Source organism: Streptomyces sp. NPDC002787 (assembly GCF_053592095.1).
Genome location: NZ_JBSFVC010000040.1, coordinates 22,084 through 48,199, shown reverse-complemented (window position 1 = coordinate 48,199; position 26,116 = coordinate 22,084). Strand labels below are relative to the sequence as shown.

Below are 26,116 nucleotides of genomic sequence, written 5' to 3'. Positions count from 1 at the left end.
TCGTGAGCGGGGGCGGCATCCGGAGCCGGGGCGGCGTCCTGAGCGGTCGTCAGCTCGGTGGGGCGGTCGTCGGTCACGCGGTTCCTCCGGAGCGGTTGCCGCGGGTGCGGACGATCAGCCACATCAGATAGGGGGCGCCCACGAGGGCGGTGAACACGCCGACCGGCAGTTCCAGCGGCGAGAGGAGCTTGCGGGCCAGCACGTCCGCGACGACCACGATCAGCGCGCCCGTCAACGCGGAGCACACCAGCGGGGTCTGCGGGGTGCGGGTCAGCCGCCGGGCGATCTGCGGGGCGAGCAGCGCCACGAAGTCGACGGGACCGGCGGCGCCGGTCGCCGCGGACGCGAGGACGACACCCAGGACGCTCAGCCCCAGCCGTACCCGGCCGAGCCGGATGCCGAGCGCGGTGGCCGTGTCCTCGTCGAACACCGCGCTCCGCTGCGCGCGCGCCGCCCACAGCAGGAACGGCACGAGCAGCAGCAGGACCGTGGCGAGCGGCGCCGCCTGGTCGTAGCCGCGGCCGTTGAGCGAGCCGGTGAGCCACACCTTGGCCTGCTGGGCGACCAGATAGTCCCCCTTGGTGACCAGCAGTCGGGTGAGGGACCCGAGCGCCACCGAGATGCCGATGCCGACGAGCACGAAACGGGAGGCGGTCAGTCCGCCCCGCCAGGCGAGCAGATAGACCAGCAGCGCGGCCAGCAGCCCGCCCGCGACCGACACGTACGGCAGGACGGCGTACGAGGTGAGGCCGAACGTCATCGCCGCGACCGTCGCCGCGCCCGCCCCGTGCGTCACGCCGATGACGTCGGGGCTGGCGAGCGGGTTGCGGGCCATGGTCTGGATCAGCGCCCCGGACAGCCCGAACGCGGCCCCCACCAGCAGCCCGGTCACCAGCCGTGGCAACCGCAGCGTGCCGACGACCAGTTCGTCGGGGCTCGGCAGTCCGAGCAGCACCCGCACGACCTCGGCCGGTGAGACGAACGCCTCCCCGACACACAACGACACGACCACCGCGCCCAGGAGCAGCACGCCGAGCACGACGGCCACGACGAGCGCCCGGCGATGCACCAGAAAGCTGCTCCCCCGCCCGGCCCGCACGACAGCGTGCCCGGCGGGGCGAACAGAGAGGGCGGCGGGGCGAACAGGGAGGGAAGCGCGGGGTTCGTCGACGTGCGTCATGCCGCCGCCACCGCCTTCCTGCGCACCAGCACGATCAGGAACGGCACGCCCGCGAGCGCGGTCATGACGGCCACCGGTACCTCCGAGGGCCGTACGACGATCCGGCCGAGAACGTCCGCGAGGAGGACCATCACCGGGCCGAGCAGCGCGGCCATGGGCAGCAGCAGGCGGTGGCCGGGGCCGACGAGGGCGCGGGCGATGTGCGGTACGGCGAGGCCGATGAAGGCGATGGGGCCGGCCGCGGCGACGGCGGCGCCCGTGAGGACGGTCGCGCCCAGGGCGCCGGTCGCCCGCAGCAGGGCCACGTTGCGGCCGAGCCCCCGGGCGATGTCGTCGCCGAGCGCCAGCGCGTCCAGGCCGCGGGCCATGGCCAGCACCAGCAGCAGACCGGCGAGCAGGAACGGCCAGACCTGGCTGGCGATCGTCGCGTCCCGCCCGCTGATCGAACCGACGTCCCAGAACCGGAACTCGTCGAGCGCCCGCGCGTTGGTAGTGAGGAGCGCCGAGACGACGGAGGCGAGGAACGCGTTCATCGCCGCCCCGGCCAGCGCCAGTTTCACCGGCGAAGCGCCCCCGCGCCCGCTGCCGGCGACGGCGTAGATGCAGACGGCCGCGATCCCGGCGCCGGCGAAGGCGTACCAGACGTACCCGTTCAGTGTGTGCACGCCGAGGAAGGCGATGGCGCAGACGACGCCGAGCGAGGCGCCCTGGCTGATGCCGAGGATGCCGGGCTCGGCGATCGGGTTACGCGTGATGCCCTGCAGAACCGTGCCGGCGACGGCCAGCGCGACGCCGACGAGGACGCCGATGACCGTGCGCGGTACCCGCAACGACCGTACGACCTGGGCGTCGTCGCTCGTGCCGCCGTGCGCCAGCGCGTCCCACACCGCCGAGGGCGGGATCGTCCGGCTGCCCACCGCGAGGCTCAGCAGCACGGCCAGCGACAACAGGAGAAGGGCGGCGGCCAGCCGGCCGACGCGGTGTCCTACGACTCCCGACATGCACCCTTCTCCATCACTTCCCCCATCAAGCAGCTAAGGCTTGCCTAAGAGTACGTTGTGGGAGAAGGGTGCCCGCCGGGGCCGGGGCCGGGGCCGGGGCCGGGGCCCGTGGGTGTCAGAGGCCGAACTCCTGCGGGGACAGGCCCAGTGCCGCGCACGCCTCGCGGAGGACCTGCTCCTCGGTCTGGGCGATGTAGCCGTCCGCGCCCGCCACCACGAACCCGGTCTGGATGACCGCCCGGGCCTCCGTCGGCTTCTTCGCGGCCTTGGCGATCTCCTGCAGCGCCTCGGCCTTGCCCTGCTGGAAGTTGAAGGAGAGCTGGTCGACGTGCTTGTGGAAGCGCTGCCGCAGCTGATCGGCCGGGAAGTTCTGCAGGACGTCGTTGTTCAGGATCAGCGACTCCACATGCTGCCGCTCGTGCTCGTCCACGTTCCCGTCGGCGGCGGCGACCAGCGCGCACATGGCCATGCTGGCGTCCCGGTAGGCCCCGCTCTTCAACTCCGTCTTGAGGGAGGTGAGCTGGGACTTGAGCGCGCTCACCAGCTGGGCCTTCGACCCGCCGGAGGACCGCCCGGACCCGGAGGAGGCGCCGCCCAGGGGCCCCGTGCCCGGCTGCCCGTGTCCGCTGCCGCCCCGCGCGCCCTGTGCCTGCTGCTGCAGACCCTTGGCCTGGTCCTTGATCCGATCCCACATCGCCATGCGTGCCACCTCGGCTTCAGCCCGTGTCGTTCCGGTCGTCCGGTCGTGCGGTCGTCCGCGTGCGTTCCGCACGTCTCCCTGTGAACGGCCGCTGTCCCCTCCGAAGTTCCACATCCGCCCCGTCGGACTCAGCGGCCGTTGCCCTCGGCTCCCTTGCCGGGGGCGCGGCGGCGGCCCTGGGCGGGGCGGCCGCGACGGGCGCGTGACGAGGCGTCAGGACGGGCGGAGCCCTGGCGGCCGGACTTCGGGCGGGCGGGGCGTTGCTCGGTGACCGGCGGCGGGGTGAGGACGACGGGCACGCCCGAGGGGGTCTGTGCGCCGGTGATGCGGTTGAGGGCGTCCCCGCCCGAGCGGACCTCGGTGGTCGTCGGGGTGATGCCGGCGACGGCCATCAGCCGGGTCACGTCCCGGCGCTGGTGCGGCAGGACGAGCGTGACGACGGTGCCGGACTCGCCGGCCCGGGCCGTACGCCCGCCGCGGTGCAGATAGTCCTTGTGGTCGCCGGGCGGGTCGACGTTGACGACGAGGTCGAGGTCGTCGACGTGGATGCCGCGCGCCGCGACGTTGGTGGCGACCAGCGCCGTGACGGCACCGTCCTTGAACTGGTTCAGGGCCCGGTTGCGCTGGGACTGCGACTTGCCGCCGTGCAGGGCGGCGGCGCGCACGCCGACGGCCAGCAGCTTCTTGACCAGCCGGTCCGTCGCGTGCTTGCTGTCCAGGAACATGATCACCCGGCCGTCACGGGCGGCGATCTCGGTCGTCGTGGCGTGCTTGTCGTCGTCCGCCACATGCAGCACGTGGTGGTCCATCGTGGTGACCGCGCCCGCGGACGGGTCGACCGAGTGGACGACGGGATCGTGGAGGTAGTCGCGGACCAGCCGGTCGACGTTGCGGTCCAGCGTGGCCGAGAACAGCAGCCGCTGGCCGTCGGGCCGCACCTGGTCGAGCAGGGCGGTCACCTGGGGCATGAAGCCCATGTCGGCCATCTGGTCGGCCTCGTCCAGGACGGTGATCGCGACCCGGTCCAGGCGGCAGTCGTCCCGGTCTATGAGGTCCTTGAGCCGGCCCGGCGTCGCGACGACCACCTCGGCGCCGCCGCGCAGCGCGCTCGCCTGCCGCCCGATGGACATCCCGCCGACCACGGTGGCGAGCCGCAGCCGCAGCGCGCGGGCGTACGGGGTGAGGGCGTCGGTGACCTGCTGGGCCAGTTCCCGGGTGGGGACGAGGACGAGGGCCAGCGGCTGCCGGGGCTCGGCCCGCTGCCCGGCCGTACGGGCCAGCAGCGCGAGGCCGAAGGCGAGCGTCTTGCCGGAACCCGTGCGGCCCCGGCCGAGGACGTCCCGGCCGGCGAGCGAGTTCGGCAGCGTCGCGGCCTGGATGGGGAACGGCGCGGTCACGCCCTCGGCGCCGAGGGTCTCCAGCAGCCGCCCGGGCAGGTCGAGTTCGGTGAACGCCTCGACGGCCGGCAGCGCGGGTGTCACGGTGACCGGCAGTGCGAACTCCCCGCCGACGGCCACGGTGGTACGACCGCCACGACGGCCACGCCCGGCCTTGGCCGCACCGGTTCGGGCCGAGCCGCTCCTGGAGGCTCCGTTCTTGGGGGCGCCGTTCCTGGCGGCACCGGCCTTGGCAGCGCCGGCCTTGGCCGAGCCGCTGCCGGCCGCACCGCTGGTGGTCGCGCCGCCCTTGGCCGCGCCGTTCTTGGCCGAACGGGAAGGAGTGGTCTGGTTGCCCGCCCCCTGCGAGCGGGCGCGGGAGGAGCTGCTGCTGTTCGTGCGGGGCGTGCGGTTCATGCGGACCTTCCTCGATACGGCACCGGTCGCACACGAGCCGAGGCCCGCACCCCGAAGGTGCGGGCCCCGGCTCATGCGTACGCGTCAGCGTCAGGCGGGAACGATGTTCTCGGCCTGGGGGCCCTTCTGGCCCTGCGTGACGTCGAAGGTCACCTTCTGGCCCTCCTGAAGCTCACGGAAACCGGAGGTGGCGATGTTCGAGTAGTGGGCGAACACGTCCGGGCCGCCACCCTCCTGCTCGATGAAGCCAAAACCCTTTTCCGCGTTGAACCACTTCACGGTGCCAGATGCCATGTTGTACTCCCTTGATGCAGTGCCCGGAGTCCGCACCTTGCGGAACCGGCGTCGCAGCAACGATTTGACCCGACGGGATGATCTGAAACCCGTAGGGCCCCGGAAACAACAAAGAGTGCTCGTCGACGGAAGGTCGAAGAGCACTCAGAAGCCTCTGGTAACCAAAACTGCCACTTCAAGTCAACGTAGCACAGACCGAGAGCGCGCGGGGGGTTTCGCGGCACATCCGTCTCCGGGGTGTCGCTGCCGCCCCTGTCGCCGTTGCCCGCTGTCGCCGCCGCCGGTCCGGATATCGGATCGGCATACGTGCATCTCAACCCATCACACAGTGACCAAATTTCGTTACTCTCCGAGCATGTCTCTCCTCGGTCGCCGACGAACCACGACCAGACTCGCTCCCGAACTCGACGACACGGACCTCGGGAAGGTGCGCAAGCGTCTCGTGGAGAGAGGGAGCTCCGGCGGCCGCAGCCTCGCGGTGGCCATGATCGAGCAGTTGCTCCGTGACACCGGCAGGGACTGGGACCGCAGGGCCCACCGGATGAGCGTCCTCGCGGAGTCGACCTCACCGGTCCTGCAGCGCTCCTGGGCGGAGGAGCAACAGCGGGACCCGGACGCGCAGTTGCTGGCCGCCTGGGGCGTCCTGCTGCGGGCGCGGTACGAGGAGGACCCGGTGCCCGGGGAGACCCGGGAGGCGCTCGACGCCTGCGAACGGGCCGCCGCGCTGCGGCCCGAGGACCCCACCCCCTGGGTCGTGCGCCTGGGGCTGCTGCGGCTGTGGCGCCGGCCGGGCGCGGAGGTCTTCCCGCTCTGGGACGAGATCGTCCGGCGCGATCCGTGGCACCGCGAGGCCCACTTCCAGATGCTCGGCTATCTGTCGCCGTGGGAGTGCGGCTCGCACGCGCAGACGGTCGACTTCCTCGACCGGGTACGCGCGGGGACGGCGCCCACGGCCCCGACGGCGAGCCTGGAGATCGCCGCCCTCATCGACCTCTATCAGGGCACGCTCGACCAGGGCGGGCTCGAAGCCCTCACCGCCGTCCACCTGTGGAGCCGCCCCAACGCCGTGGCGGCCCTGGGCCGCGCGCTGGCCGACTGGCCCCGCCCCGGCTACCTGACCCACGCCGCCGCCGTCGCCGACCTCAACCTGCTGGCGTACGCGCTCGTGCAGGCGAAGCGGGCCGGTGAGGCGGGCGAGGTCTTCCGCGCGATCGGCGGCATGGTCACGGCGTACCCCTGGGCCCTGGAGAGCGGCGACCCACTGCAGTCCTTCGGCGCCTGGCAGCAGCGCGCGACGGGGTGACGACGCGGTATCCCTGCGGGGGCTGCGGGGGCTGCGGGGGCTGCGGGTGGTCGTGCGGGTGCGGGTGGCGGGTGGTTGCTCGCGCAGTTCCCCGCGCCCCTGAAAGACCTCGGGGCGCCTATGCCGCTAAGGGGCGCGCGGAGCTGCGCGACCAGCACCCACCACCCGCACCTCCCCTCACCCGCACCCGGAGGGCTCGGCCCCTCCCGAGCCCTCCCGCTCCCTACCGCCTGCTCGTCGAGCCGGCCAGCCGCGGCATCGCCGCGCCCGCCAGCAGTGCCGCCGGAACCGCCAGGGCGAGCCACACCGCCGTGGTGGTGTCACCGCCGATGAGGGTGGTGAAGTTGGCGATGATCAGCCAGATGGCACCGGCGATGCCGACGGCGCCCAGGGCCGGGGCGAGCAGGGTGTTCCAGAGTCGGGTGTCTCCGGTCCGTTCCGCGCGGAAGTACACGATGACCGAGACGGACGTCAGCAGGTACAGCAGCATGATCGCCAGTACGGCGAGACCGCTGAGCCAGGAGAAGAGGGTGAGGACGGGGTCCTCGCCGGCCAGCGCGAAGGGGAAGACGAGCAGCGCGGCGACGGCGGTCTGCACGACACCCGCCAGCCACGGCGACTGACGGCCGTTGAGCGAGCTCAGCCGGCGCGGCAGCAGGCCCTCCCGGCCGAGGGAGAACAGATAGCGGTTGGCCGAGTTGTGGAAGGCCAGGATGCTGGCGAAGAGCGAGGTGGCCAGCAGGATCGGCAGCGCGTCGCCCGCCCACGCGCCCAGCTCCTCGGAGACGGGCGCGGCGACGAAGCCCGCCCCGTCCCCGGCCTCCAGCGCCTTGCCGGCGGCGGCCGTACTGGCGGACGGGCCGTGCGCCGAGATCAGCATCCAGGAGGTGAAGGCGAAGAACGCGGTGACGAGGACGACCGCGAGATAGGTGGCCCGGGGGACCGTCCTGTGCGGCTCGCGCGCCTCCTCGCCGTAGATCGCGGTCGCCTCGAAGCCGAACATCGACGCCACCGCGAACATCAGCGCCACCCCGGGCGCGCCGTCGAGCGCCGCCGACAGGGAGAAGGAGGAGCCGGGGGCCAGTCCTTCGGGGCCGCCGCCCTGGAGGAGCATCACCACGCCGAAGATCAGCAGCAGGCCGATCTCGGCCAGGACGAACACGGCGAGCACCTTGGCGCCCACATCGACGCCGGTCGCGCCGAGCCCCTGCACGATCATCATCGTGGCGAGCGCGAACAGCCACCAGGGCACGTCCCACTCCAGGTACTGCAGCGCCAGTCCGTTCATGACGGCACCGAACAGCCCGTACACCGCCGCCTGGATGGCGTGGTAGGCGAGCAGGGCCACACCCGCGCTGCCCGCGGCGGCCGTACCGCCGAGGCCCTTGCCGACGTACGAGTAGAAGGCGCCCGCGTCGACGACGTGGCGGCCCATGGCGACGTAGCCGACGGAGAAGAGCAGGACGACGACGCCGGCCACCACGTACATCGCGGGGACGCCCGGGCCGTTGCCGATGGCTATCGCGACCGGGGCCGCTCCGGCGATGCCGGTCAGCGGCGCCTGCGCGGAGAGAACGAAGAAGAGAATGCCCAGGACGCCGAGCGCGTTCTGTTTGAGGGAGCCGGTGGACGCGTAACCGTCGCCGGCCGCGTGCCGCATTCTGGACGCACTTGTAGCCATGCCTCACCTGTCGGGCGCAAGAGAAGAGTTTTGTTTCGGCTCAAACGAGCGCCCCTATGCTTGCCCCAACCCGGCTTCGCTGACAAGGGCATGACACGTGTCAAGCGACAGATTGTTTGGGTACTTACAACCGTCCGTGAGCCGTCAGTGCGGTCGGCTGAGGCCCGCGACGAGGACGTTGACCAGGTGGCGTGCGTCGTACCGGGGGTCGTTCTCGGCGCCGATGCACAGGTTGCCGACGCCGCGCATGAGGGCGTAGGCCGTCAGGTCGGACCGGATCTCGCCGGAATCGGCGGCGGCCTCCATCAGTCGGGTGCAGACGGGGAGGAGCCGGTCGAGGAAGTAGGTGTGGAGGGCCTCGCAGCCGGAGTCGTCGGACTGGAGCGCTGTGGCGAGGCCGTGCTTGGTGACGAGGAAGTCGACGAAGAGGTCGATCCAGCTTCCCGGCGCGGCGTACGGCGTGGGGCCCGCCGCGAGCAGGGCCGGGCCGGCAGTCGCTGCGCCGCCGCTGACGATCACGGCCGCCTCCGTGCGGGTCGGCGCATGAAGTGCTCACGCGTCGGTCGCGAAATAGTGTGAAAAGGGTGCAGAGGGACATATCAAGGGCGAGGGCCTCGGTGAGGTGGAGAACTCGGCGAGAGCGAGATGAGGGGCCATGGAGCGGCGTAGCGGCGACGGCCCGGGAGCGGGCCCCGGCGGGGCCGGTGCCGTCGGTGGGGCGTTCAGTGCGCGTGCCACCGTCGACGAACAGGGCACGGTGACCGGCTGGAGCGCCGGCGCCGAACACCTGCTGGGGTACGCCCCGGCGCAGATCCTGGGCCGCCCGGCCGTCTCGCTGCTCGCCGAGGAGCCCACGGCGAGCGACCTGCCGTCCTTCGCCGACCTGCCCAGGTGGCACGGCGCGCTCGTCCTCCGGCACCGGGACGGCCGCCGTCTGGAGGTGAAGGTCCTCGCGCACCACCGGACGTCGTACGCCGGCGTCCGGGACTGGTTCCTGGTCTCGGCGCCGCCGGATTCGGGGCCCCGCCCCGGCGACCACGCGCTCGCGCTGCGGGGTTTCCTCGACTCCCCGTGCTGCGCGACCTCGGTGCACGACACGGATCTGCGTTTTCGCGTGTCCAACCGGGGCTCCACGGGCGCGCTGGGCCTGACCGACGACGACCTGCGCGGGCTGCGGATGGCGGAGGCGCTGGACGACCCCGCGATCGGGGAGGTCGAGCGGCTGATGCGGCTGACCCTGGAGACCGGCGAGCCGCAGTACTTGGAGAACCACGCGCGGGCCCCCGGCGAGGCGCGTGAGCACGCCTGGTCGGTCCACCTCTACCGGCTTCAGGACGAGGACGGCCGCGTCCTCGGCGTGGCCTCCACCGGGCACGACATGACGGAGCAGTACTGGGCCCGCAAGCGCCTGCAGCTGATAGCCGAGGCCGGGCGGCGCATCGGCAGCACCCTCGATGTGACGCGGACGGCGCAGGAACTGGCGGACGTGGCGGTCCCGGACCTCGCCGACTTCATCAGCATCGACCTGCTGGCGTCCCTCGACGACCTGCACGAGCCGCCCTCGGAGGTGCCGGCGCCGGGCCGCGCCCTCGCCCTGCGGCGCATCGCCCACCTGTCCGTGCACGAGGGGACGCCCGAGGCGGTCGTCGCGCCGGGCGAGGTGGACGAGTACCCGGACGGCTCCCCGCCGGTGGAGAGCCTGCGGTCGGGGCAGGCCGTGCTGTACCAGGTGACCGAGCCCGCGATCGCCGACTGGGTGGCCGAGGACCCGCTCCGGACCGCCCGGATCCGCGAGTTCGGGTTCCACTCGGCGATGACGGTGCCCCTGTCGGCGCGCGGAACCACGCTGGGTGTCGCCGTCTTCGCCCGGCACCGGCACCCCTACCCGTTCCAGCGGGACGACCTCGTCCTGGCCGAGGAACTGGCGGCGCGGGCGGCGGTCTGCGTCGACAACGCCCTGCGCTACACACGCGAACGCGGTACGGCCGTCACCCTGCAGCGCAGCCTGCTGCCGCAGAGCCTGCCCGAGCAGGCCGCCGTGGAGGTCGCCTCCCGCTACCTCCCGGCCGGCGCCCGGGCCGGGGTGGGCGGGGACTGGTTCGACGTGATCCCGCTGTCCGGGGCCAGGGTGGCGCTGGTCGTGGGCGACGTCGTGGGCCACGGCGTCCACGCCTCCGCGACCATGGGCCGGCTGCGGACCGCCGTACGCACCCTCGCCGACATCGATCTGCCGCCCGACGAACTGCTCACGCACCTCGACGACCTCGTGGCCCGCCTGGCCACCGAGGCGGAGGGCGCGGGGTCGGCCGGCGGGCCCGGGCCGGCCGGGGGAGCGACGGCCCTGGGCGGGGCGAGCACGGGGGATGTCGGAGCGACGTGTCTGTACGCCGTGTACGACCCCGTCGCGCGCCGGTGCACACTCGCCCGCGCCGGGCATCCCCTACCCGTCGTGGTGCGGCCGGACGGCACCGCCGACCTGCTCGACCTCCCGGCCGGGCCCCCGCTGGGGCTGGGCGGACTGCCCTTCGAGGCGCTGGAGACCGACCTGCCGGAGGGCAGCCTGCTCGCCCTCTACACCAACGGCCTGGTCGAGTCGCGGGACGACGACATCGACGACGGCATCACCCGGCTGCGTCAGGCCCTCACCACTCCCGCCGCCTCCCTGGACGCGCTGTGCGACAGGGTGCTGCGGTCCGTGCTTCCCGAGCGGCCCACCGACGACGTCGCCCTGCTCGTCGCCCGCCCCCGGGCGCTCGACGGCGACCGGGTCGCCGTCTGGGACGTCGCCCCCGACCCCTCCGCCGTGGCCGAGGCCCGCAAGAACGCCCTGTGCCAACTGGAGCGGTGGGGCCTGACCGACGCGGCCTTCGTCACCGAACTGGTCGTCAGCGAACTGGTCACCAACGCCATCCGGCACGCCGAGCCGCCCGTGCAACTGCGCCTCATCCACGACCGCAGCCTCATCTGCGAGGTCTCGGACGCCAGCAGCACCGCACCTCATATGCGCCGCGCCCGCACCTACGACGAGGGCGGCCGCGGTCTGCTGCTGGTCGCCCAGCTGACCCAGCGCTGGGGCACCCGCCCGACCCCCACGGGCAAGACGATCTGGACGGAACAGACCGTCGAACCCGAACGGACATGAGTCAGGGTCTGCCCTGTTTGGGCCCGTTGAGGGTGTCGGCGGCGTGCCGGGGGCCGCGCCCGGCCGAGAACTGGCCGACGAGTTCCCGGAAGCAGACCAGGGCGGTGATCGGGGGAATTCCGACGATCACCATGGCCAGCAGAGAACTCGGCGACTGGCCGATGCACAGCGCCACAGCCGTGCCGGAGGAGAGCAGCATCACGGCCCAGGACCGCCGGGCGGTCCGGCCCTGTACGGATGCCCGCACGATGGACAGACCTGCGAGCAGCCACGGCCCGTACACGGTCAGCGGCCACCATTTCGCCAATTTCTCCGACACCACCAGCAGGGCGATATCGCGGAGTTGGCTGTACGAATAGGAGAGGGACCAGTACAGCATCGTCAGCGCGCACGCGGCGATCGTCGTGATCAAGATCGCGACGGGGACGATTCTCGGGTTTCCTGAAAAGATATGAGCCCCCGGGCGCGGCCGGCGCCGGTCGACCGGGGGGCGCGCGTGCCCATGACCGTCCAGGCCCTCCATCAGGGTGGCGGGGTCCACACCGTGCGCCGGGTGGGACAGGTGGAGCAGTTCGTCGTCCGGATCCCAGCCGCCCGACGACGTCCTCGGTCCGGGGAGCCAGATGTGCTGTGTGTCAATCGGGTGAATGCCGTCCATGTTCTGATCTACCGAATCATAATCGGTTCGCATTCTGAATCCTGTCCATTCGAAATCCGCTTTTCCGACCGGAGCGCTGGGGCGGATGCCTGATATCGGGAGTTCGGGAGAATATCGACCGGCGGAGATTATCGCGAATCCGAACCGCGCTGGATGGTTGATGAAACCTTGAAGGTTCGACGTTCACCTTTTCGTGCCCCCGGTCGCTCCCGGGTGAGGCCACGGGGGCGGCTCGGGATGCTGCCGCCCGGCGCCGCCGCGTCGAGGCGCGAGTGTGACACGCCGATGAATGGTCTATCCGACCGGTTCCAGGAGCATCTGGTCATATCGTGCGCAATATGACCAAATACCGTATTGCCCATCTGGCAAGCATCGCGGCGTTCATCGGGGTGGGGCTCGGGGCCGCCCCGCAGGCCGTCGCCGACCACCGGACCCACGTGGTCTTCCCCGGAGAGTCGATCCAGCGGGCGGTGAACGCCGCCCGACCGGGGGACACCGTCCTGCTCGCCTCCGGCACGTTCCGCGAGAGCGTCACCGTCAACAAGAAGGGGCTCACCCTGCGCGGCCAGGGCCAGGCCACCGTCGTCGCACCGGCCGCGAAGCAGGCCGCCGACAGCTGCGCGAAGGCCGGCAACGGCATCTGCGTGGTCGGGGCCACGAACCGCAAGGTCCAGAACGTCACCGTCGCCGACCTGACCGTGACCGGCTTCACCGGGTCCGGCGTCTCCGCCCGGGCGACCGACCGGCTGACCGTGCGGAACGTGACCGCCGTGAAGAACGGGGTCTGGGGCATCGCGCAGGAGCAGTCGGTCCGCGGGGTGTTCCGCGACAACACCGCCCGGAACAACGGCGACGCGGGCCTGCTCCTCGCGAACAACATCAAGGCCGACCAGGGCGCCACGGACACCAAGGGGGCGGTGGTCGTCCACAACCGCCTGGAGGGCAACCGGGTCGGCCTCACCGTCCGGCGGCTGCGGAACCTCACCGTCGCGGAGAACTACCTCGCCGGCAACTGCGCCGGCCTCTTCGTCGTCGGCGACGAGAACAAGCCGAGGGCGGGCGCCCTGACCATCCGGGGCAACGTCGTCGAGCGGAACAACAAGTCCTGCCCGAAGACCGCGCGGCTGGACGCGCTGCAGGGCATCGGCATCGTGCTGACCGGCGCCGAGGACACCCTGGTGACGGGGAACCGCATCACGGAGAACGCGGGCAAGTCCCCGCTGTCCGGCGGCATCGTCGTGTGGAAGAGCTTCGTGGGCGCCACCAGCGAACGGAACCAGATCACCGGCAACGTGCTGCGGGGCAACGTCCCGGCCGACCTCGTCAACACGGACACCCTCGGCAAGGGCAACACCTTCAAGGGCAACACCTGCGGGTCGTCCAAGCCCGCGGGCCTGTGCTGACCGGCCCAGGTGCCGCTCCTCGACTCGAACAAGAAGGGCGGCACATGACGACCCTGCGGACCGCGCAGGCTGCGGAACCCGTGCGCACCACGCCGACCTCGCCGACAGAGCAGGCATCCCCGCCGCCCTCCATGCGGCTCAGGGAGCTGGTGTTCGGGGCGGCCTGTGCCGCCGCACTGCGCGCGGCCGTCCGGCTGGGGGTCGCCGACGCGCTCGGTGACACCCCGCTGGCCGCCGAGGACCTCGCGGCGGCGGTGAAGACCGAACCGAAGCCGCTACGACGGCTGTTGCGGGCCCTGTCCTGCTACGGCGTCTTCGCCGAGCGGCCGGACGGGACGTTCGCCCACAGCGACATGTCCCGGCTGCTGCGCGAGGACGATCCGCACAGCCTGCGCGCCATCACCCTGTGGTGCACCGAGCCGTGGACCTGGGACGCCTGGCCGAAGCTGGACGAGGCCGTGCGCTCCGGCCGGAACGTCGTCGAGGAGTTGTACGGCAAGGAGTTCTTCGTCTACCTCAACGAGGACGCCCCCGAGTCGGCCGACGTCTTCAACCGGGCCATGACGACCTCCAGCGTGCAGTCCGCGCGGGACGTGGCCGAGTTCCTCGATCTGTCGGGGAGCTCGTCCGTCGCCGACATCGGCGGTGGTCAGGGGCATGTGGTGGCGAGCCTGCTGGAGAAGCATCCGGAGTTGCACGGCACCCTGCTCGATCTGCCGCGGGTGGTGGAGAACGCCGACCCACGGCTGCGGGCGGGCGGTGCGCTCGCGGACCGGATGAGCGTCGTGCCCGGTGACTGCCGGGTCGCCGTCCCGGTCCGGGCCGATGTGTACATCATCAAGAACATCCTGGAGTGGGACGACGACAGCACCGCCCGGACCCTGCGCAACGTCGTCGGGGCGGGCGGTCCGGGAACACGGGTCGTGGTCATCGAGAACCTCGTCGACGACACGCCGTCGATGCGGTTCAGCACCGCGATGGACCTGCTGCTGCTCCTCAACGTCGGAGGGGCCAAGCACACCACCGAGAGCATGGCCGCCCGGCTGACCGCCGCGGGCCTGGTCATCGACGACGTACGGCCGGTCAACGCCTATCTGCACGCGTTCGACTGCCACGTGCCCGGCTGAGCGCCGGACCACCACGGAACCGGCCGCCGGGCCCGCGTCATCGCGGACCAGGCGGCCGGTTCTTTCGGTCGGTGCGGTCGGTCGGTGCGGTCGACCGGGGTTCAGCCGGCCGGTGCGGTCGACCGGGGTCAGCCGGCCGGGTCGCGCTCCCAGAGGTAGAAGCGCTGCGCCATCGCGTCCTTCGGGGACCGCCAGGTGGCGGGGTCGTACGCGCTGACATGGGCCGTCAGCCGGTCGCTGATGTCCCGGAACTCGGGGTGCTTGGCCGCCTTGGCGATGGCGGGTCCGGGGTCGCGCTCGGACTCGATGAGGTGCAGGTACACCTCGCCGAACTGGAAGAGGCTGCGGCGGGAGACCCCGATGAGGTGCGGCAGCTCCCCCCGGTCGGACTCCTCGAAGATCCTGGCGATGTCCGGGGCGGCGCCGGGGGCCATCCGGGCGACGATCAGGGTTTGGTGCATGGGGTGTTCTCCGTCCGGTTCAGTCGGCCAGGCCCGGCGCGGCACCCTGTTCGGCGGCGGCCTTCTCGATGCGGTCCCGGATCAGGGCCATCTGGACCTTGGAGTTCCGGTTGATGTTGTTCGTCATCCAGTCGTCGTCGACCGGTGCGTCCGGCTTCATCGCGAAGTCCTGCGTCCAGACCATCCGGGTGCCGCCGCCGGGGACCTTCTCGTACTCCCACAGGATGTTCATGTGGGCGAAGGGCCCGGTCTCGACGCGGCGGGCGCGCACGCTGAGCGTGTCGCGGTCGGTCTCCCGCTCCGAGACCCAGCTCCACACCTTGCCGTTCTCGTCCGGGTGCATGGTCAGCCGGAACGTCACCTTGTTCCCCTCCTCGGAGAGGATCTCGGCGGTGGCGTACTCGCTGAACAGCCGGGGCCAGTTCGCCACGTCGTTGGTCATGTCCCAGACCAGGTCGAGCGGCGCGGCGATGGTGATCTCGTTCTGCGTGTGTCCGGCCATGTCAGGCTCCCGCCATCAGCGCGCTGTTGACCTGCTCGAGGAACTGCCGGGGGCTCCTGCTCTTCTCCGCGTCCGGCGGCATCGGCGTGCCGTAACGGTTCTCCAGCTCGCCGACGATGCCGAGCAGACCGAGCGAGTCGATGCCGAGGGCGTCGAAGCCCGAGTCGTAGCGCTGCTGGAGCTCCTCCGGGGCGACGGTGACGCCGGCGGCCTTCTTCATGAGCTCGGACAGCTCTTCCACGGTGATGCGGTCACTCATGCGGTTTCTCCTTGGTGGTGTGGGACGCCTCGTCATGAGGCGCCGTCGGTGCCGAGCCGTAGCACCAGCGCCGAGTTCGACCCCATGAGTCCTCGGCTGAGGACCAGCGCCGTGCGCGGTTCGGCCGCGCGGGCGCGGGTGGTGACGAGGTCGAGGTCGTGGCAGACGTCGAAGACGTTCGGGGTGGGCGGGATCACGCCGTGCTCCATCGCGAGCACCGCCGCGGCGACGTCCAGCACCGGGGCGGCGCCGTAACCCCGGCCGATGGCGGTCTTCGGCGCCGTGACCGGGACCTTGGTGCCGTGCGGGCCGAGCGCGTCGGCGATCGCCAGCGCCTCGGCGCGGTCCGCCTCCGGTACGCCGAGGGCGTCGGCGAAGACCACGTCGACCTCCTCGGGCGCGCAGCCCGCCTCGCGCAGCGCGCCCCGGATCGCCTCGGCCAGGCCTTCCCGGGACTCCTCCCAGCGGGAGGCACCCGTGAACGTCGACGCGTGTCCCGCCAGGACGGCCCGCACGGGCGCGCCCCGGTCCCGTGCCGAGGACTCCGCCTCCACGACGAGCATGGCGCCGCCCTCGGCGGGCACGAACCCGCAGGCCGCGGCCGTGAACGGGCGGTAGGCGCGCGTCGGGTCGTCGACGGTGCTCAGCTCCTCGTACCCGAGCTGGCAGACCACCGAGTACGGGGCCAGCGGCGCCTCGGTCGCGCCGGCCACCATCACGTCGGTGCCGCGCCGCGCCGCCCGCGCCGCGTGCGCCAGGGCGTCCAGGCCGCCGGCCTCGTCCGAGGCGATCACCCCGCAGGGGCCCTTGAAGCCCCGGCGGATGGAGATCTGGCCGGTGCTCGCGGCGTAGAACCAGGCGATCGACTGGTACGGCCCCACGAAGCGGCTGCCCTTGGACCACAGCTGCTGCAGCTCCCGCTGCCCGAACTCGCCGCCGCCGGAGCCGGCCGCGGTGACCACGCCCACGGAGAACGGCGCGGCGTCGGTGTCGGGCCGGTCGAGCCCGGCGTCGTCGAGCGCGAGGTCGGCCGCGGCCATCGCGAAGTGCGTGAACCGGTCCGTCTGGACGAGGTAACGCTCCTCGACCGCCGACGGCGGGTCGAAGCCCCGGATCTCACCGGCCACCCGCAGCGGCAGGTGCTCACAGCCCTCGCGGGTCACCCGGTCCAGGGCGCTGATGCCCTCCCTGGTGGACTTCCAGAACGTCTCGGTGCTGTTTCCGTTGGGCGCGACCACGCCGATTCCGGTGACGGCCGCGCGCCGAGGACGCCGTTCGCTCATCGTCTCTTCTCCCTCGGCAGGGTCAGGATCACCGCGGACTGGAAGCCGCCGAACCCGCTGCCCACGGAGAGCACGTTGTCCAGCCGCCGCTCGCGGGCGACGCGCGGGACGTAGTCCAGATCGCACTCGGGGTCCGGGGTCTCGTAGTTCGCGGTGGGCGGGACGACCTGGTGGGCCAGGGCCAGCGCACAGGCGACGACCTCGATCGCGCCGATCGCGCCCAGGGAGTGGCCCACCATGGATTTGATGGAACTCATGGGCGTGTCGTAGGCGTGCGCGCCGAGCGTCCGTTTGACGGCCGCCGTCTCGTGCCGGTCGTTCTGCTTGGTGCCCGACCCGTGCGCGTTGACGTAGTCGACGGCCGTACGGTCGACCCGGGCGTGGTCGAGGGCGTCCTCGATGGCCCGGGCCATCTCCAGGCCCTCGGTGGTCAGACCGGTCATGTGGTAGGCGTTGCCGAAGGTGGCGTAGCCGCCGATCTCGCAGTACACATGCGCGCCACGTGCCAGGGCGTGGTCCAGCTCCTCCAGGACGAGTACGGCGCCTCCCTCGCCCATGACGAACCCGTTGCGGTCCGCGTCGAAGGGGCGCGAGGCGTGGGCCGGGTCGTCGTTGTTCGGGGACGTGGCCTTGATCGCGTCGAAGCAGGCCATGGTGATCGGGGAGATCGGCGAGTCCGACGCACCGGCTATGCAGATGTCGGCTCTGCCCTCCTCGATCGTGTGGAAGGCGTACCCGACCGCGTCGAGGCCCGAGGTGCAGCCGGTGGAGACGGTCTGCACCGGCCCGCGCGCCTCGAAGCGTTCCGCCACCGTCGAGGCGAGGGTGCTGGGCGCGAACGCCCGGTGCAGATACGGCCCGGCCTCCCGGTGGTCCACGTCCCAGCGCTGCCCCCGGCCGCTGACCAGGACGTAGTCGTGCTCCAGCCGGGTGGTGCCGCCGACCGCCGTGCCCAGGGAGACCCCGACCCGCCACGGGTTCTCCGCGGCGAGGTCGAGGCCGGAGTCCCGTACCGCCTCCTCACCGGCGACCAGCGCGAACTGGATGTACCGGTCGTTGCGGGCGATCTGCTCCGCGTCCAGGCCGTGGGCCGCCGGGTCGAAGTCGCACTCGGCGGCGATCCGCGACCGCAGCCCGGCCGGGTCGAAGAACGTGATGCCACGCGTCGCCGTACGACCGTTCGACAAGAGGTCCCAGAAGGCCGGGACACCGATGCCGCCCGGGGCGACGATGCCTATGCCCGTGACCGCCACACGCCTGGTCATGAGCGGACCTGGGATCGCTCGGCCGGCCGGGCCCCGTGCGCGTGGTCCACCGGGATCGGTACGCCGTCGGCGTCCTCGGTGTCGACGTGGCCGAGCGGCGGGCTCGGGGCCAGCGGGCCGAGGTGGAAGACCATGCGGGCCTCCACGTTGCCGACGTTGCGGAAGCGGTGGCGCATGTGGGAGGGGATCAGGAGGCCCTGTTCGGGCCGGAGCTCATGGGGCTCGCCGTCCAGGTCCACCTCCAGCTGTCCGCAGATGACGTAGATGAACTCCTCGGAGTACGGGTGGTAGTGCTCGGCGATGCGGTCGCCGGGCGCCACGATGGCCACGCCCATGAAACCGCTGGTGGAGCCGACGGTGGTGGGAGTCAGCATGGCGCGCAGATCGCCACCGCGCCGAGTGTTGGGCTCGACCTCGCTGACATCCACGATTCCGGGATGGCGTTTGATCACGACGTTCCTCCGAACATGAGCTGCGTCGAACGTGGGCTGCATCGACATGAGGGCGTGGGCGGCGGGGCCCCGGGCCGGTGGATCAGGCGTCGGGCGCGCGGCGGTCGGTGACGAGTTCCATGCGGGCGACCGTGAGCAGGCGGGCCGGGGCGCCGTCCTTCAGGGCCGCACCGTCCACCCCGAGGGCCCGGCCGTCGAGGAGCGCCGTCAGCTCGGCCGCCCGGCCGCGGTCGGTGAGACCGAGCACGGGGCCCGGGTCGGTGTCGATCCCGCCGCGTACGTCGACCAGCCGCACCACGACGTCGTCGCGCTGGAAGATCGTGCTGCGCAGCACCGGCCCCCGCGGGTCGTCCGCCGCGGCCTCGTCCTGGCGGGCGAGCAGCTCGGCCAGCCGCAGACCCTGACCCTCACGGGCCGGGTAGTACAGCGCGTGCCGCACGGCGTCCGGGCTCTCCTGACCGGCTGTCACATGGTGGACGGCGGGCAGTGCCGCGCGGGTGAAGAAGACCCGAGCGGACTCGGGGTCGTCAAGGTCCCGGTGCTGCTCCAGATAGGGGTTGATGGCCTCCTCCACGGCCCGCACCTCGGGCTGCCGGGCCACGTGGCGCAGCGCGGCGAGCAGGTCGCCCCGCACCTCGATGGCCCGGACCACCCGGTTGCCGTGCATGAACAGGGAGGTGCGGCACAACCGGGTCGTGTCGTCGACCCGGGGCTCCGGGGAGGCGTAACCGGAGAGGATCTTGGCGACGGTCTCCTCGCTGCCCGGCTTCACCGTGAAGGTGAGCGCGTGCCGGATCAGGCCGTCACCGATCCTCGGGGAGGCCTGGAGCCGGCGCTTGCCGGGCTGGGCGTCCACCGCCGGGCCGCCGGTCTCGCGGACGATGTGGAAGCGCAGCGACCTGGTGTCCCGGACACAGCTGTGCAGCGGCTCCACCATCCGGACGTGCTCCTCGCTGTTCACCCAGGTGAGGAAGGGCGGGGCGCTCTCCCACTCACTGGTGATCAGCCACTGGGAGGGGTTCTCGATGGACTGGCAGAGCTGGTCGCTGACATGCCCGGGGACGGACGCGACCTGGTTGCACAGCTGCTCGTACGCCTCCAGGAACTGCTGCTGGGCACCGTCGTAGACGTCCACCAGCAGGACGACACGGAGCCGGGAGCCGTCGAACACGGACTGGGAGACCCGCTGCGACATCTGCCGCAGCGGCTCCGAAACACGCTCGGACGTGGTGGTCATCCTGCGCACATCTCCTTAGTGGGGGGCGAAGAGGCGGACGGACGTCGCCCCGGGGTGGGACGTCGGCGTGCGACGTCGGCGTGCCTCGATCTTGAGCCCGCCCTCTCGGGTGCGCGACTCGTATGCACTGCGCGGGTGACCGCCCTACTCGGAAGGCGGAACCGACGCGTGGGGCGGGTTGCGCGCGGGGGTGTGGGGCGGGGTGTCGGGGGGCGGTGGGTTCGGGGCTGCGGGTGGACTGCGGGGCGGGGTGTGGGGTGCCGGTGGGTTGGGCGGGCTGTGCACGGGCCGCGGGGCGGGGTGTGACCGGGCCGCGGGGCGGGGTGTGGGGAACCGGCGCGCTCGGTGGGCTGCGTGGGGGGCTGCCGGGCGGGCTGGGGGGTGCCGGGGCATGGGGGCCGTGTGCGACTGTCGGGCGGGCCTGGGGTGCCCGTGGGTTCGGCGGGGTCCTTGTGGGACTGCCTGCTGTGGTTGCCGTGCGGCGTGTGGGGTTTGCCCGTTGTGGTCGCCGCGGGGTGTGTGGGCGGGCTCCCTGCGGGACTGCCCGCTGTGGCTGCCCGTGCGGCATCTGGGCCTTGCCCGCTCTGGCCGCCGCGGTCCGTGTGGGCTTACCCGCTGTGGTCGCCGTGTGGCGTGTGGGCGGGGTCCGTGTGGGCTTACCCGCTGTGGTCGCCGTGTGGCGTGTGGGGTTTGCCCGTTGTGGTCGCCGTGCGGTGTGTGGGCCGGGTCCGTGTGGGACTGCCCGGTGTGGCCGCCACGCGGTGCGTGCGTGGCGGCCGTGGGGCTATCGCGGCCGGCATGGTCAGGCCGGGCTTCCGGCTGACTTGCGGCGTGCCGCGTACAGGCCGGTTCCGGCGACCGCCAGGACGGCCAGCCCACCGGCGGTCACGGCCGGCGCGGCCAGTCCGCCGCCGCCGGTGTGCACGCCACCGCTGGGCTTCTCGTGCTTGCCGCCCCAGGACTCCTCGCCCTGCTCACCGCTCCAGGAGCCGCCCTCCTCCTTGCCGTTCCAGGAGCCCTCGTCCTGCTTCACGGTCCCGGAGTTCTCGTCCGGCTTCATGCCGCCGGTGTCCTTGCCCTGCTCGCCGCCGTGGGCGGCCGGCGCGTTCTGGTCGGGGTGGGTGCCGTCGCCCCCGGTCACCGAGGACAGCGCGCCGCCACCCGTGTGCATGCCACCGCGCGGCGAGTCGTGGCCCTTGTCCTTGCCGTACTCCTTCTCCTTGTCCTGCCCCTTGTCGTGCTCCTCGCTGTAGGAGGAGCCCGAGCCGTCCCAGCCGTCCCCGGCCGCGTGGGCGCCGGGGGCGCCGAGGGCGAGGGCGGCCGAAGCCGCCGCGGTGGCCAGCAGCATGCGAGCGATGCGCATCTGACGTTCCTTCCGCCGACGGCCGGGCAGCTGGCACTGCGTCAGCTGGGTTGACCCGGCCTCGACGTGATCCACCGTCAGCCAGCCGTCATCGGCCCACCACTCAAGACGATCACTTGGGTGAACCCGCCAGCAGCGTCGTCAGGACGCCCCGCAGGACCGACTCGGCGTCCGGGACCGACCCCGGTGACCGCCACGCCACGAACCCGTCGGGCCGGACGAGTACGGCGCCCGAGGGGGTGAGGCCGTGGGCGGCCGACCAGTCCGTGTCGCCCTCGGGCGTCAGGTCGGCCTCGGGCCCCTCGCCCATCTGGTACGAGGCCAGCGGGACGGACATCGCCTCGGCGAGGCGGACGGCGGCGTCGTGCCAGCCACCGCCCTGCTGCCCGGCGTCGCTGAGCAGCACGAGGGACCGCTCGTAGAGGTCCAGGGTGGAGATACGTTCCCCCCGGCGCCGTACCGGCAAGTGGGGTGCCCTGCTGCCGGGTTCGCCGGACAGGTCGAGGCGTTCGGGGACGACCGGGGTCGCGGGGTCGGCGCCGATGACGGCGCCCTGCGGATAGCGGTAGCCGAGGGCCACGTTGAGGATGCCGCGCTGCGGGCCGGCGCCCGCGCCGGGGGCCGGGGCGAAACCGGGGTGGCTGTGCTCGACCGAACGGGCGGCGGCACGGGCGCTGGTCGCCTCCGCCACCGGTCGGCGCTCGGCGTCGTATGTGTCCAGCAGGCCCTCCCCGGCCCAGCCGCCGAGGACCGCGGCCAGCTTCCAGGCGAGGTTGTGGGCGTCCTGGATACCGGTGTTGGAGCCGAAGGCCCCGGTGGGGGACATCTCGTGGGCCGAGTCACCGGCCAGGAAGACCCGCCCCGACCGGTAGGCGCGGGCGACGCGTTGGGCGGCGTGCCAGGGGGCCCGGCCGGTGATCTCGACGTCGAGGCCGGCGACGCCGACCGCGCGGCGGATGTGCTCCGCGCACCGCTCGGCGGTGAACTCCTCCAGGGTTTCGCCGTTTTCGGGGTGCCAGGGGGCGTGGAAGACCCAGTTCTCCCGGTTGTCGACGGGCAGGAGCGCACCGTCGGCGTCCGGGTTCGTCAGGTAGCAGACGATGAAGCGTCGGTCGCCCACGACCTCGGCGAGGTCGCGGGAGCGGAAGGTGACGCTGACGTTGTGGAACAGGTCGCCGGGGCCGCTCTGGCCGATGCCGAGCTGCTCGCGGACGGGGCTGCGGGGGCCGTCGGCGGCGACGAGGTAGTCCGCGCGGATCGTCGTGTGCTCGCCCGTCTCCCGGCTCTTGACGATCGCGGTGACCCCGGTGGAGTCGCTCTCGAAGGACATCAGCTCGGTGGCGTACCGCAGATCGCCGCCGAGCCGCTCGGCGTGCTCGAACAGCACCGGTTCCAGGTCGTTCTGGCTGCACAGGCACCAGGAACTGGGGCTGAACCGGGCCAGTCCGCCGCCCGCGTCGATCTCCTTGAAGAGCCACTCGCCCGCGTCGCCGACCAGGGTGGGCGTCTGTAGGATGCCGTGGTTGTCGGCCAGGGTGGCGGCGGCCTTCCGGATGCCCGCCTCGACGCCGGCCGTCCGGAACAGCTCCATCGTGCGGACGTTGTTGCCGCGCCCGCGCGGATGGATGGACGTGCCGGCGTGCCGCTCCACCAGTGTGTGCCGCACGCCCAACCGGCCCAGGAACACGGAGGTCGACAGGCCGACGAGGGAGCCGCCGACGATGAGGACGGGAACGCGGTGTGTCGTGGTGCCGGTTGGGTCGGTCCGATCAGGTCTCTGCTTCATCGCTCAACTCCAGCGCGTCGTGTCAGCCGACTCGGCCGGATACGGCCGGGGGCTTCATCCATGCCCCGCGCCACGAGCCCGGGCCCAGGCTTCACCCGCTTAGGGGGCAGGGCGCCGACCGCTCATGTACTCGGACGAGATGAGTACTTGCGCGCTGTCCGGTGAAGGGGCGCACGGGGACGCTGGGGGCATGCGCGAAGACCTGCTGAAGCCCGTTCCGCGACCGCTGTCGGCCCTTGTACCGGCCCTCGTACCGGCCCTGGTGACGGCCGTGGCGTCGCTGACGATGTGGGCCGCCTGGCTGGGCTGGGACCAGCACCGTGACCTGCGTCCTGACGGTTCGTCGACCGGACCGTACGAGGCGTGGCAGGTGGTCGGCCTGGTGCTGACCCTGCTGGTGCCGGTGTACTGGGCGGCGTCCCGGCAGCACGTGCTCGGCGCGGTGGCCGGCACCACGGCCGGTCTGACCGTCGCGTCGCTCTACGACTGGTCGGACGACGCCACCGGCCTCTACGGCGTCGGCGTGACCCTGGTGATGACGGGCACCCTCGCCGTGACCACCGCCGTCTCCCTCCTGATCGCCGCGGCGGGCGACCGTCTCACCCGGCGGCCCGCGTGACGTCGTACGCCTCGGGGTCGAACCGTGCCAGCCGCCGGCGCATCCGCCCCGTCGACCACGGCCAGCTGAAGCTGTTGCGGCCGTTGTCGTCGAGGTAGTAGCTGGAGCAGCCGCCCGCGTTGTAGACGGTGGGCGGCAGTGCCTGCCGGACCTCGGCGCCGAACGCGGCCTGTACCTCGGGCCGTACGTCCATGCTGGTCAAGCCCGCCGAGCGGAAGTGCCGCACCGCGCCCGCCACATAGTCCAGTTGCGCTTCGAGGACCGTGTACGCGGAGGAGTGCCCGGTTCCGAGGTGCGGTCCGAGGAGGACGAACGCGTTGGGGAACCCGCTGACGACGGTGCCGAGGTAGGCGTCCGGGCTGCCCTTCCAGTGGTCGTCGAGACTCGCGCCGCCCGCGTCGAACACGCGCCGCGCGATGGGCATGTCGAGGATGTGGAAGCCGGTGCCCAGGATGATCGTGTCGACGTCCGCGCGGCTGCCGTCCGCGCCGATGACGCGGCTGCCCTCGACGGCCTTCACCGCCGTGGCGTGGACGGTGACGTTGGGCCTGGTCAGCGCGGGATAGTACGAGTTGGAGAGCAGGAGCCGTTTGCAGCCGAGGGTGTAGTCGGGGGTCAGCGCGCGGCGCAGGGACGGGTCCTTGACGGTGGCTCTGAGGTGAAGGGTGCCCACCTTCTGCACGGCCCGCAGGAGCGCCGGATGACGGAAGCCGATGCCGAGGGTCTCCAGCGCCGCGTACTCGGCGCCGCGCAGGGCCCGTTGGGCTGCGGGGAGGGTGCGCAGCAGTCGGCGTTCGGCGCGGGGGACGTGGTGGTCGGGCTTGGGCAGCACCCACTGTGCGGTGCGCTGGAAGAGGTGCAGCCGGCCGACGCGCGGCTGGATCTCGGGCACGAACTGCACGGCTGACGCGCCGCTGCCGACGACGGCGACACGCGCGCCGGTGAGCTCGTGGTCGTGCCGCCAGCGCGAGGAGTGGAAGACCTCGCCGGGGAAGTCGGCGAGGCCCGGTATGCCCGGCAGCCGGGGCTCGTGCCAGGGGCCGGCCGCCGCGATCAGGAACCGGGCCGCGTAGGCGCCGCTGGAGGTCTCGACCTGCCAGCGGGCGGTACGGGGGTCCCAGCGCGCCCGGGTGACCTCGGTGCCGTAGCGGATGAGCGGGGTGATGCCGTACCGGGCGGCCGTCGCGCGGAGGTACTCGCGGATCTCGGGCTGGCCGGCGAAGGCCCGCGTCCACTCCGGGTTGGGGGCGAAGGAGTACGAGTAGAGGGCGGACGGCACGTCGCAGGCGCAGCCCGGGTAGGTGTTGTCCCGCCAGGTGCCGCCCAGGTCGTCCGCCTTCTCGACGACGACCAGGTCGCGCACGCCCGCCTCGCGCAGTCTGACGGCCGCTCCGATGCCGGAGAGGCCACTGCCGATGATCAGCGCCTCGACGTGGACGGTCTCGTGGGCGACGGTCCCCGAGGGGCTCTCGGAGTGCGGCATCTCAGGCTCCTGTCGCGGGGGTGGGGTGGAGGGCTTCGGGAGCGTCGCTGCCGTGGGGCGCGTCCTGGGTGTCCGGGGCCGGCGGCCGGAGGCGGTCGCGGACGGTGGCCCGGGTCGTGCGCAGGGCGGTCTCCAGGACCGTCGGGCGGCGTCGGCGGTCCATGAAGTTGCCGCCCATCACCTCCAGGTCGGCGGCGGTGGGCTCGATCCGGACGACCCGGGTGCCGGCCGCCCGCAGCGCGGCGCACTCCGCGTCGAGCGTGCGGGTCATGGCCCGGCGCAGCAGCGCCTCCGCCCGGCCCAGGCCACGGCGGGGGCCGGGTGCGGACGAACTCATCGGCGCGATGACGTACACCTCGTCGAGCCCGCTGGGGACCAGGAGGTCGGCGGACGCGGTGGAGAGGATGCCGCCGTCGGCGTACCGGTGGCCGTCGAGGTGCACGGGGCGGAACCATCCCGGTACCGCCCAGGACGCCCGGAGCGCGTCCCGCAGGGCGACCGGCCGGGTGTCGGGATGCCCGAAGACCGAACGGCGGCCCGTGTCGAAGTCGGTGGCCACCAGCCAGGTCGCCGGATGCGGGACCCACTCCCCGGCGGGCGCCAGGGAGTCGGCGAGGGCCGCCAGCCAGCCGGTGTCGCCCCGCCCTTGCGGCAGCAGGCCCGAGAGCCCGGCCAGCGTGGGGGCCCTACGGCCCAGGGCGTGGCGTGCCAGCCGGGGCGAGCCGAGGAAGGCCGCGGGCCGTGGCGGCAGCGGCCGGGGCGGGCTCGCGAAGTGCCGGGCGAGGGCGGGGGGTGCGTCCTCCCCGCCCAGCTGCGCGGCCAGCAGTTCCGCCACGCCGACGCCCGCGCCGAGCAGCGCGGCCAGTTCGGCACCGGCGGAGGTGCCCACCAGGACCTCGGCGTGGCGGGGGTCCCAGGCGGTGGCCTGCTGGAGCGAGTGCAGGGCCGCGATCGTCCAGGCCGCGCCGAGTGTTCCACCGCAGCCGAGGACGAGTCCACGGGAAGAGGCGCGGGCCGGTCCTCGGGGAGGGGGCGTGCGTGGGTCCGTCGCGGTCACTGAGTTCTCCGCCCATTCGGATACCGACGAGATCCGGATACTAGCGGTATCCGAAATCCTTGGACAG

Annotated in this window: 23 protein-coding genes and 1 pseudogene; 5 read left to right on the top strand and 19 right to left on the bottom strand. The window is 72.5% G+C overall.

Annotated features, from left to right (window positions below; genetic code table 11):
* Positions 1 to 73: 73 nt before the first annotated feature.
* The 5 genes from ACWD26_RS38305 to ACWD26_RS38285 form a co-directional block, all read right to left on the bottom strand.
* A complete protein-coding gene (locus ACWD26_RS38305) occupies positions 74 to 1,180 on the bottom strand; it encodes a FecCD family ABC transporter permease (RefSeq protein ID WP_451277372.1) in 1,107 nt (368 codons plus the stop codon).
* A complete protein-coding gene (locus ACWD26_RS38300) occupies positions 1,177 to 2,181 on the bottom strand; it encodes a FecCD family ABC transporter permease (protein ID WP_451277370.1) in 1,005 nt (334 codons plus the stop codon). Before ACWD26_RS38300 ends, ACWD26_RS38305 begins: the two co-directional genes overlap by 4 nt.
* A gap of 115 nt (positions 2,182 to 2,296) precedes the next feature.
* Positions 2,297 to 2,881: a tellurite resistance TerB family protein gene (locus ACWD26_RS38295; protein WP_451277368.1), complete on the bottom strand. Its 585-nt coding sequence runs from the start codon at positions 2,879 to 2,881 to the stop codon at positions 2,297 to 2,299.
* Between the two features lie 128 nt (positions 2,882 to 3,009).
* Entirely contained in the window at positions 3,010 to 4,674 is a 1,665-nt protein-coding gene (locus ACWD26_RS38290; RefSeq protein ID WP_451277366.1) for a DEAD/DEAH box helicase, read from the bottom strand.
* Positions 4,675 to 4,764: 90 nt separating this feature from the next.
* Entirely contained in the window at positions 4,765 to 4,968 is a 204-nt protein-coding gene (locus ACWD26_RS38285) for a cold-shock protein (protein WP_010032345.1), read from the bottom strand.
* Positions 4,969 to 5,323: 355 nt separating this feature from the next.
* On the opposite strand from ACWD26_RS38285, the gene ACWD26_RS38280 reads away from it, so the two are divergent.
* On the top strand, positions 5,324 to 6,271 hold the full coding sequence (locus ACWD26_RS38280; protein WP_451277364.1) for a hypothetical protein: 948 nt from the start codon (positions 5,324 to 5,326) through the stop codon (positions 6,269 to 6,271).
* A gap of 223 nt (positions 6,272 to 6,494) precedes the next feature.
* On the opposite strand, the gene ACWD26_RS38275 is transcribed toward ACWD26_RS38280, so the two are convergent.
* Entirely contained in the window at positions 6,495 to 7,931 is a 1,437-nt protein-coding gene (locus tag ACWD26_RS38275) for an APC family permease (protein ID WP_451277419.1), read from the bottom strand.
* 165 nt (positions 7,932 to 8,096) lie between these two features.
* A pseudogene (locus ACWD26_RS38270) lies at positions 8,097 to 8,498 on the bottom strand (SbtR family transcriptional regulator); the annotation flags it as partial.
* 109 nt (positions 8,499 to 8,607) lie between these two features.
* On the opposite strand from ACWD26_RS38270, the gene ACWD26_RS38265 reads away from it, so the two are divergent.
* Positions 8,608 to 11,094, top strand: coding sequence for a SpoIIE family protein phosphatase (locus ACWD26_RS38265; protein WP_451277362.1), 2,487 nt, complete (start codon positions 8,608 to 8,610; stop codon positions 11,092 to 11,094).
* Between the two features lies 1 nt (position 11,095).
* On the opposite strand, the gene ACWD26_RS38260 is transcribed toward ACWD26_RS38265, so the two are convergent.
* On the bottom strand, positions 11,096 to 11,506 hold the full coding sequence (locus tag ACWD26_RS38260; RefSeq protein WP_451277360.1) for a DUF2637 domain-containing protein: 411 nt from the start codon (positions 11,504 to 11,506) through the stop codon (positions 11,096 to 11,098).
* A gap of 584 nt (positions 11,507 to 12,090) precedes the next feature.
* Here ACWD26_RS38260 and ACWD26_RS38255 point away from each other — a divergent pair.
* Positions 12,091 to 13,155 carry a right-handed parallel beta-helix repeat-containing protein gene (locus ACWD26_RS38255; protein WP_451277358.1) on the top strand — a complete coding sequence of 355 codons (1,065 nt, stop codon included), beginning with the start codon at positions 12,091 to 12,093 and terminating at the stop codon, positions 13,153 to 13,155.
* A gap of 44 nt (positions 13,156 to 13,199) precedes the next feature.
* Positions 13,200 to 14,282 (top strand): methyltransferase, encoded by a 1,083-nt coding sequence (locus ACWD26_RS38250; protein ID WP_451277356.1) that lies wholly within the window; start codon positions 13,200 to 13,202, stop codon positions 14,280 to 14,282.
* A gap of 128 nt (positions 14,283 to 14,410) precedes the next feature.
* Here the strand turns inward: ACWD26_RS38250 and ACWD26_RS38245 are convergent, their stop codons facing one another.
* The 9 genes from ACWD26_RS38245 to ACWD26_RS38205 form a co-directional block, all read right to left on the bottom strand.
* Positions 14,411 to 14,743 (bottom strand): TcmI family type II polyketide cyclase, encoded by a 333-nt coding sequence (locus tag ACWD26_RS38245; protein WP_451277354.1) that lies wholly within the window; start codon positions 14,741 to 14,743, stop codon positions 14,411 to 14,413.
* 19 nt (positions 14,744 to 14,762) lie between these two features.
* Entirely contained in the window at positions 14,763 to 15,245 is a 483-nt protein-coding gene (locus tag ACWD26_RS38240; RefSeq protein ID WP_451277352.1) for an SRPBCC family protein, read from the bottom strand.
* A 1-nt stretch (position 15,246) separates the two neighbouring features.
* Positions 15,247 to 15,504, bottom strand: a complete 258-nt coding sequence (locus tag ACWD26_RS38235) for an acyl carrier protein (protein ID WP_451277350.1) — start codon at positions 15,502 to 15,504, stop codon at positions 15,247 to 15,249.
* A 32-nt stretch (positions 15,505 to 15,536) separates the two neighbouring features.
* Positions 15,537 to 16,787 carry a beta-ketoacyl synthase N-terminal-like domain-containing protein gene (locus ACWD26_RS38230; protein ID WP_451277348.1) on the bottom strand — a complete coding sequence of 417 codons (1,251 nt, stop codon included), beginning with the start codon at positions 16,785 to 16,787 and terminating at the stop codon, positions 15,537 to 15,539.
* Positions 16,784 to 18,052 carry a beta-ketoacyl-[acyl-carrier-protein] synthase family protein gene (locus ACWD26_RS38225; RefSeq protein WP_451277346.1) on the bottom strand — a complete coding sequence of 423 codons (1,269 nt, stop codon included), beginning with the start codon at positions 18,050 to 18,052 and terminating at the stop codon, positions 16,784 to 16,786. The genes ACWD26_RS38230 and ACWD26_RS38225 overlap by 4 nt, the downstream gene beginning before the upstream one ends.
* Positions 18,049 to 18,504, bottom strand: coding sequence for a cupin domain-containing protein (locus ACWD26_RS38220; RefSeq protein ID WP_451277344.1), 456 nt, complete (start codon positions 18,502 to 18,504; stop codon positions 18,049 to 18,051). Before ACWD26_RS38220 ends, ACWD26_RS38225 begins: the two co-directional genes overlap by 4 nt.
* A gap of 82 nt (positions 18,505 to 18,586) precedes the next feature.
* Positions 18,587 to 19,741 carry a SchA/CurD-like domain-containing protein gene (locus ACWD26_RS38215; protein WP_451277342.1) on the bottom strand — a complete coding sequence of 385 codons (1,155 nt, stop codon included), beginning with the start codon at positions 19,739 to 19,741 and terminating at the stop codon, positions 18,587 to 18,589.
* An 802-nt stretch (positions 19,742 to 20,543) separates the two neighbouring features.
* Complete coding sequence (locus ACWD26_RS38210; RefSeq protein ID WP_451277340.1) at positions 20,544 to 21,104, bottom strand: hypothetical protein; 561 nt, start codon at positions 21,102 to 21,104, stop codon at positions 20,544 to 20,546.
* Positions 21,105 to 21,216: 112 nt separating this feature from the next.
* Positions 21,217 to 22,890: an FAD-dependent oxidoreductase gene (locus tag ACWD26_RS38205; RefSeq protein ID WP_451277338.1), complete on the bottom strand. Its 1,674-nt coding sequence runs from the start codon at positions 22,888 to 22,890 to the stop codon at positions 21,217 to 21,219.
* A gap of 190 nt (positions 22,891 to 23,080) precedes the next feature.
* Between ACWD26_RS38205 and ACWD26_RS38200 the strand changes: the two genes are divergently transcribed.
* A complete protein-coding gene (locus ACWD26_RS38200) occupies positions 23,081 to 23,509 on the top strand; it encodes a hypothetical protein (protein WP_451277336.1) in 429 nt (142 codons plus the stop codon).
* Here the strand turns inward: ACWD26_RS38200 and ACWD26_RS38195 are convergent.
* Positions 23,490 to 24,992: a flavin-containing monooxygenase gene (locus tag ACWD26_RS38195; protein WP_451277334.1), complete on the bottom strand. Its 1,503-nt coding sequence runs from the start codon at positions 24,990 to 24,992 to the stop codon at positions 23,490 to 23,492. The genes ACWD26_RS38200 and ACWD26_RS38195 overlap by 20 nt on opposite strands.
* A 1-nt stretch (position 24,993) precedes the next feature.
* Positions 24,994 to 26,049 carry a patatin-like phospholipase family protein gene (locus tag ACWD26_RS38190; protein WP_451277332.1) on the bottom strand — a complete coding sequence of 352 codons (1,056 nt, stop codon included), beginning with the start codon at positions 26,047 to 26,049 and terminating at the stop codon, positions 24,994 to 24,996.
* Positions 26,050 to 26,116 lie beyond the last annotated feature (67 nt).

What these genes read in the sequence shown, in the direction of transcription:
- ACWD26_RS38285 (WP_010032345.1), bottom strand. Translation starts at nt 4,968, where the DNA reads ATGGCATCTGGCACCGTGAAGTGGTTCAACGCGGAAAAGGGTTTTGGC.
- ACWD26_RS38275 (WP_451277419.1), bottom strand. Translation starts at nt 7,931, where the DNA reads ATGCGGCACGCGGCCGGCGACGGTTACGCGTCCACCGGCTCCCTCAAA.
- ACWD26_RS38265 (WP_451277362.1), top strand. Translation starts at nt 8,608, where the DNA reads ATGGAGCGGCGTAGCGGCGACGGCCCGGGAGCGGGCCCCGGCGGGGCC.
- ACWD26_RS38290 (WP_451277366.1), bottom strand. Translation starts at nt 4,674, where the DNA reads ATGAACCGCACGCCCCGCACGAACAGCAGCAGCTCCTCCCGCGCCCGC.
- ACWD26_RS38240 (WP_451277352.1), bottom strand. Translation starts at nt 15,245, where the DNA reads ATGGCCGGACACACGCAGAACGAGATCACCATCGCCGCGCCGCTCGAC.
- ACWD26_RS38195 (WP_451277334.1), bottom strand. Translation starts at nt 24,992, where the DNA reads ATGCCGCACTCCGAGAGCCCCTCGGGGACCGTCGCCCACGAGACCGTC.
- ACWD26_RS38280 (WP_451277364.1), top strand. Translation starts at nt 5,324, where the DNA reads ATGTCTCTCCTCGGTCGCCGACGAACCACGACCAGACTCGCTCCCGAA.
- ACWD26_RS38210 (WP_451277340.1), bottom strand. Translation starts at nt 21,104, where the DNA reads ATGCGCATCGCTCGCATGCTGCTGGCCACCGCGGCGGCTTCGGCCGCC.
- ACWD26_RS38300 (WP_451277370.1), bottom strand. Translation starts at nt 2,181, where the DNA reads ATGTCGGGAGTCGTAGGACACCGCGTCGGCCGGCTGGCCGCCGCCCTT.
- ACWD26_RS38235 (WP_451277350.1), bottom strand. Translation starts at nt 15,504, where the DNA reads ATGAGTGACCGCATCACCGTGGAAGAGCTGTCCGAGCTCATGAAGAAG.
- ACWD26_RS38215 (WP_451277342.1), bottom strand. Translation starts at nt 19,741, where the DNA reads ATGACCACCACGTCCGAGCGTGTTTCGGAGCCGCTGCGGCAGATGTCG.
- ACWD26_RS38200 (WP_451277336.1), top strand. Translation starts at nt 23,081, where the DNA reads ATGCGCGAAGACCTGCTGAAGCCCGTTCCGCGACCGCTGTCGGCCCTT.
- ACWD26_RS38205 (WP_451277338.1), bottom strand. Translation starts at nt 22,890, where the DNA reads ATGAAGCAGAGACCTGATCGGACCGACCCAACCGGCACCACGACACAC.
- ACWD26_RS38250 (WP_451277356.1), top strand. Translation starts at nt 13,200, where the DNA reads ATGACGACCCTGCGGACCGCGCAGGCTGCGGAACCCGTGCGCACCACG.
- ACWD26_RS38230 (WP_451277348.1), bottom strand. Translation starts at nt 16,787, where the DNA reads ATGAGCGAACGGCGTCCTCGGCGCGCGGCCGTCACCGGAATCGGCGTG.
- ACWD26_RS38255 (WP_451277358.1), top strand. Translation starts at nt 12,091, where the DNA reads ATGACCAAATACCGTATTGCCCATCTGGCAAGCATCGCGGCGTTCATC.
- ACWD26_RS38295 (WP_451277368.1), bottom strand. Translation starts at nt 2,881, where the DNA reads ATGGCGATGTGGGATCGGATCAAGGACCAGGCCAAGGGTCTGCAGCAG.
- ACWD26_RS38245 (WP_451277354.1), bottom strand. Translation starts at nt 14,743, where the DNA reads ATGCACCAAACCCTGATCGTCGCCCGGATGGCCCCCGGCGCCGCCCCG.
- ACWD26_RS38305 (WP_451277372.1), bottom strand. Translation starts at nt 1,180, where the DNA reads ATGACGCACGTCGACGAACCCCGCGCTTCCCTCCCTGTTCGCCCCGCC.
- ACWD26_RS38225 (WP_451277346.1), bottom strand. Translation starts at nt 18,052, where the DNA reads ATGACCAGGCGTGTGGCGGTCACGGGCATAGGCATCGTCGCCCCGGGC.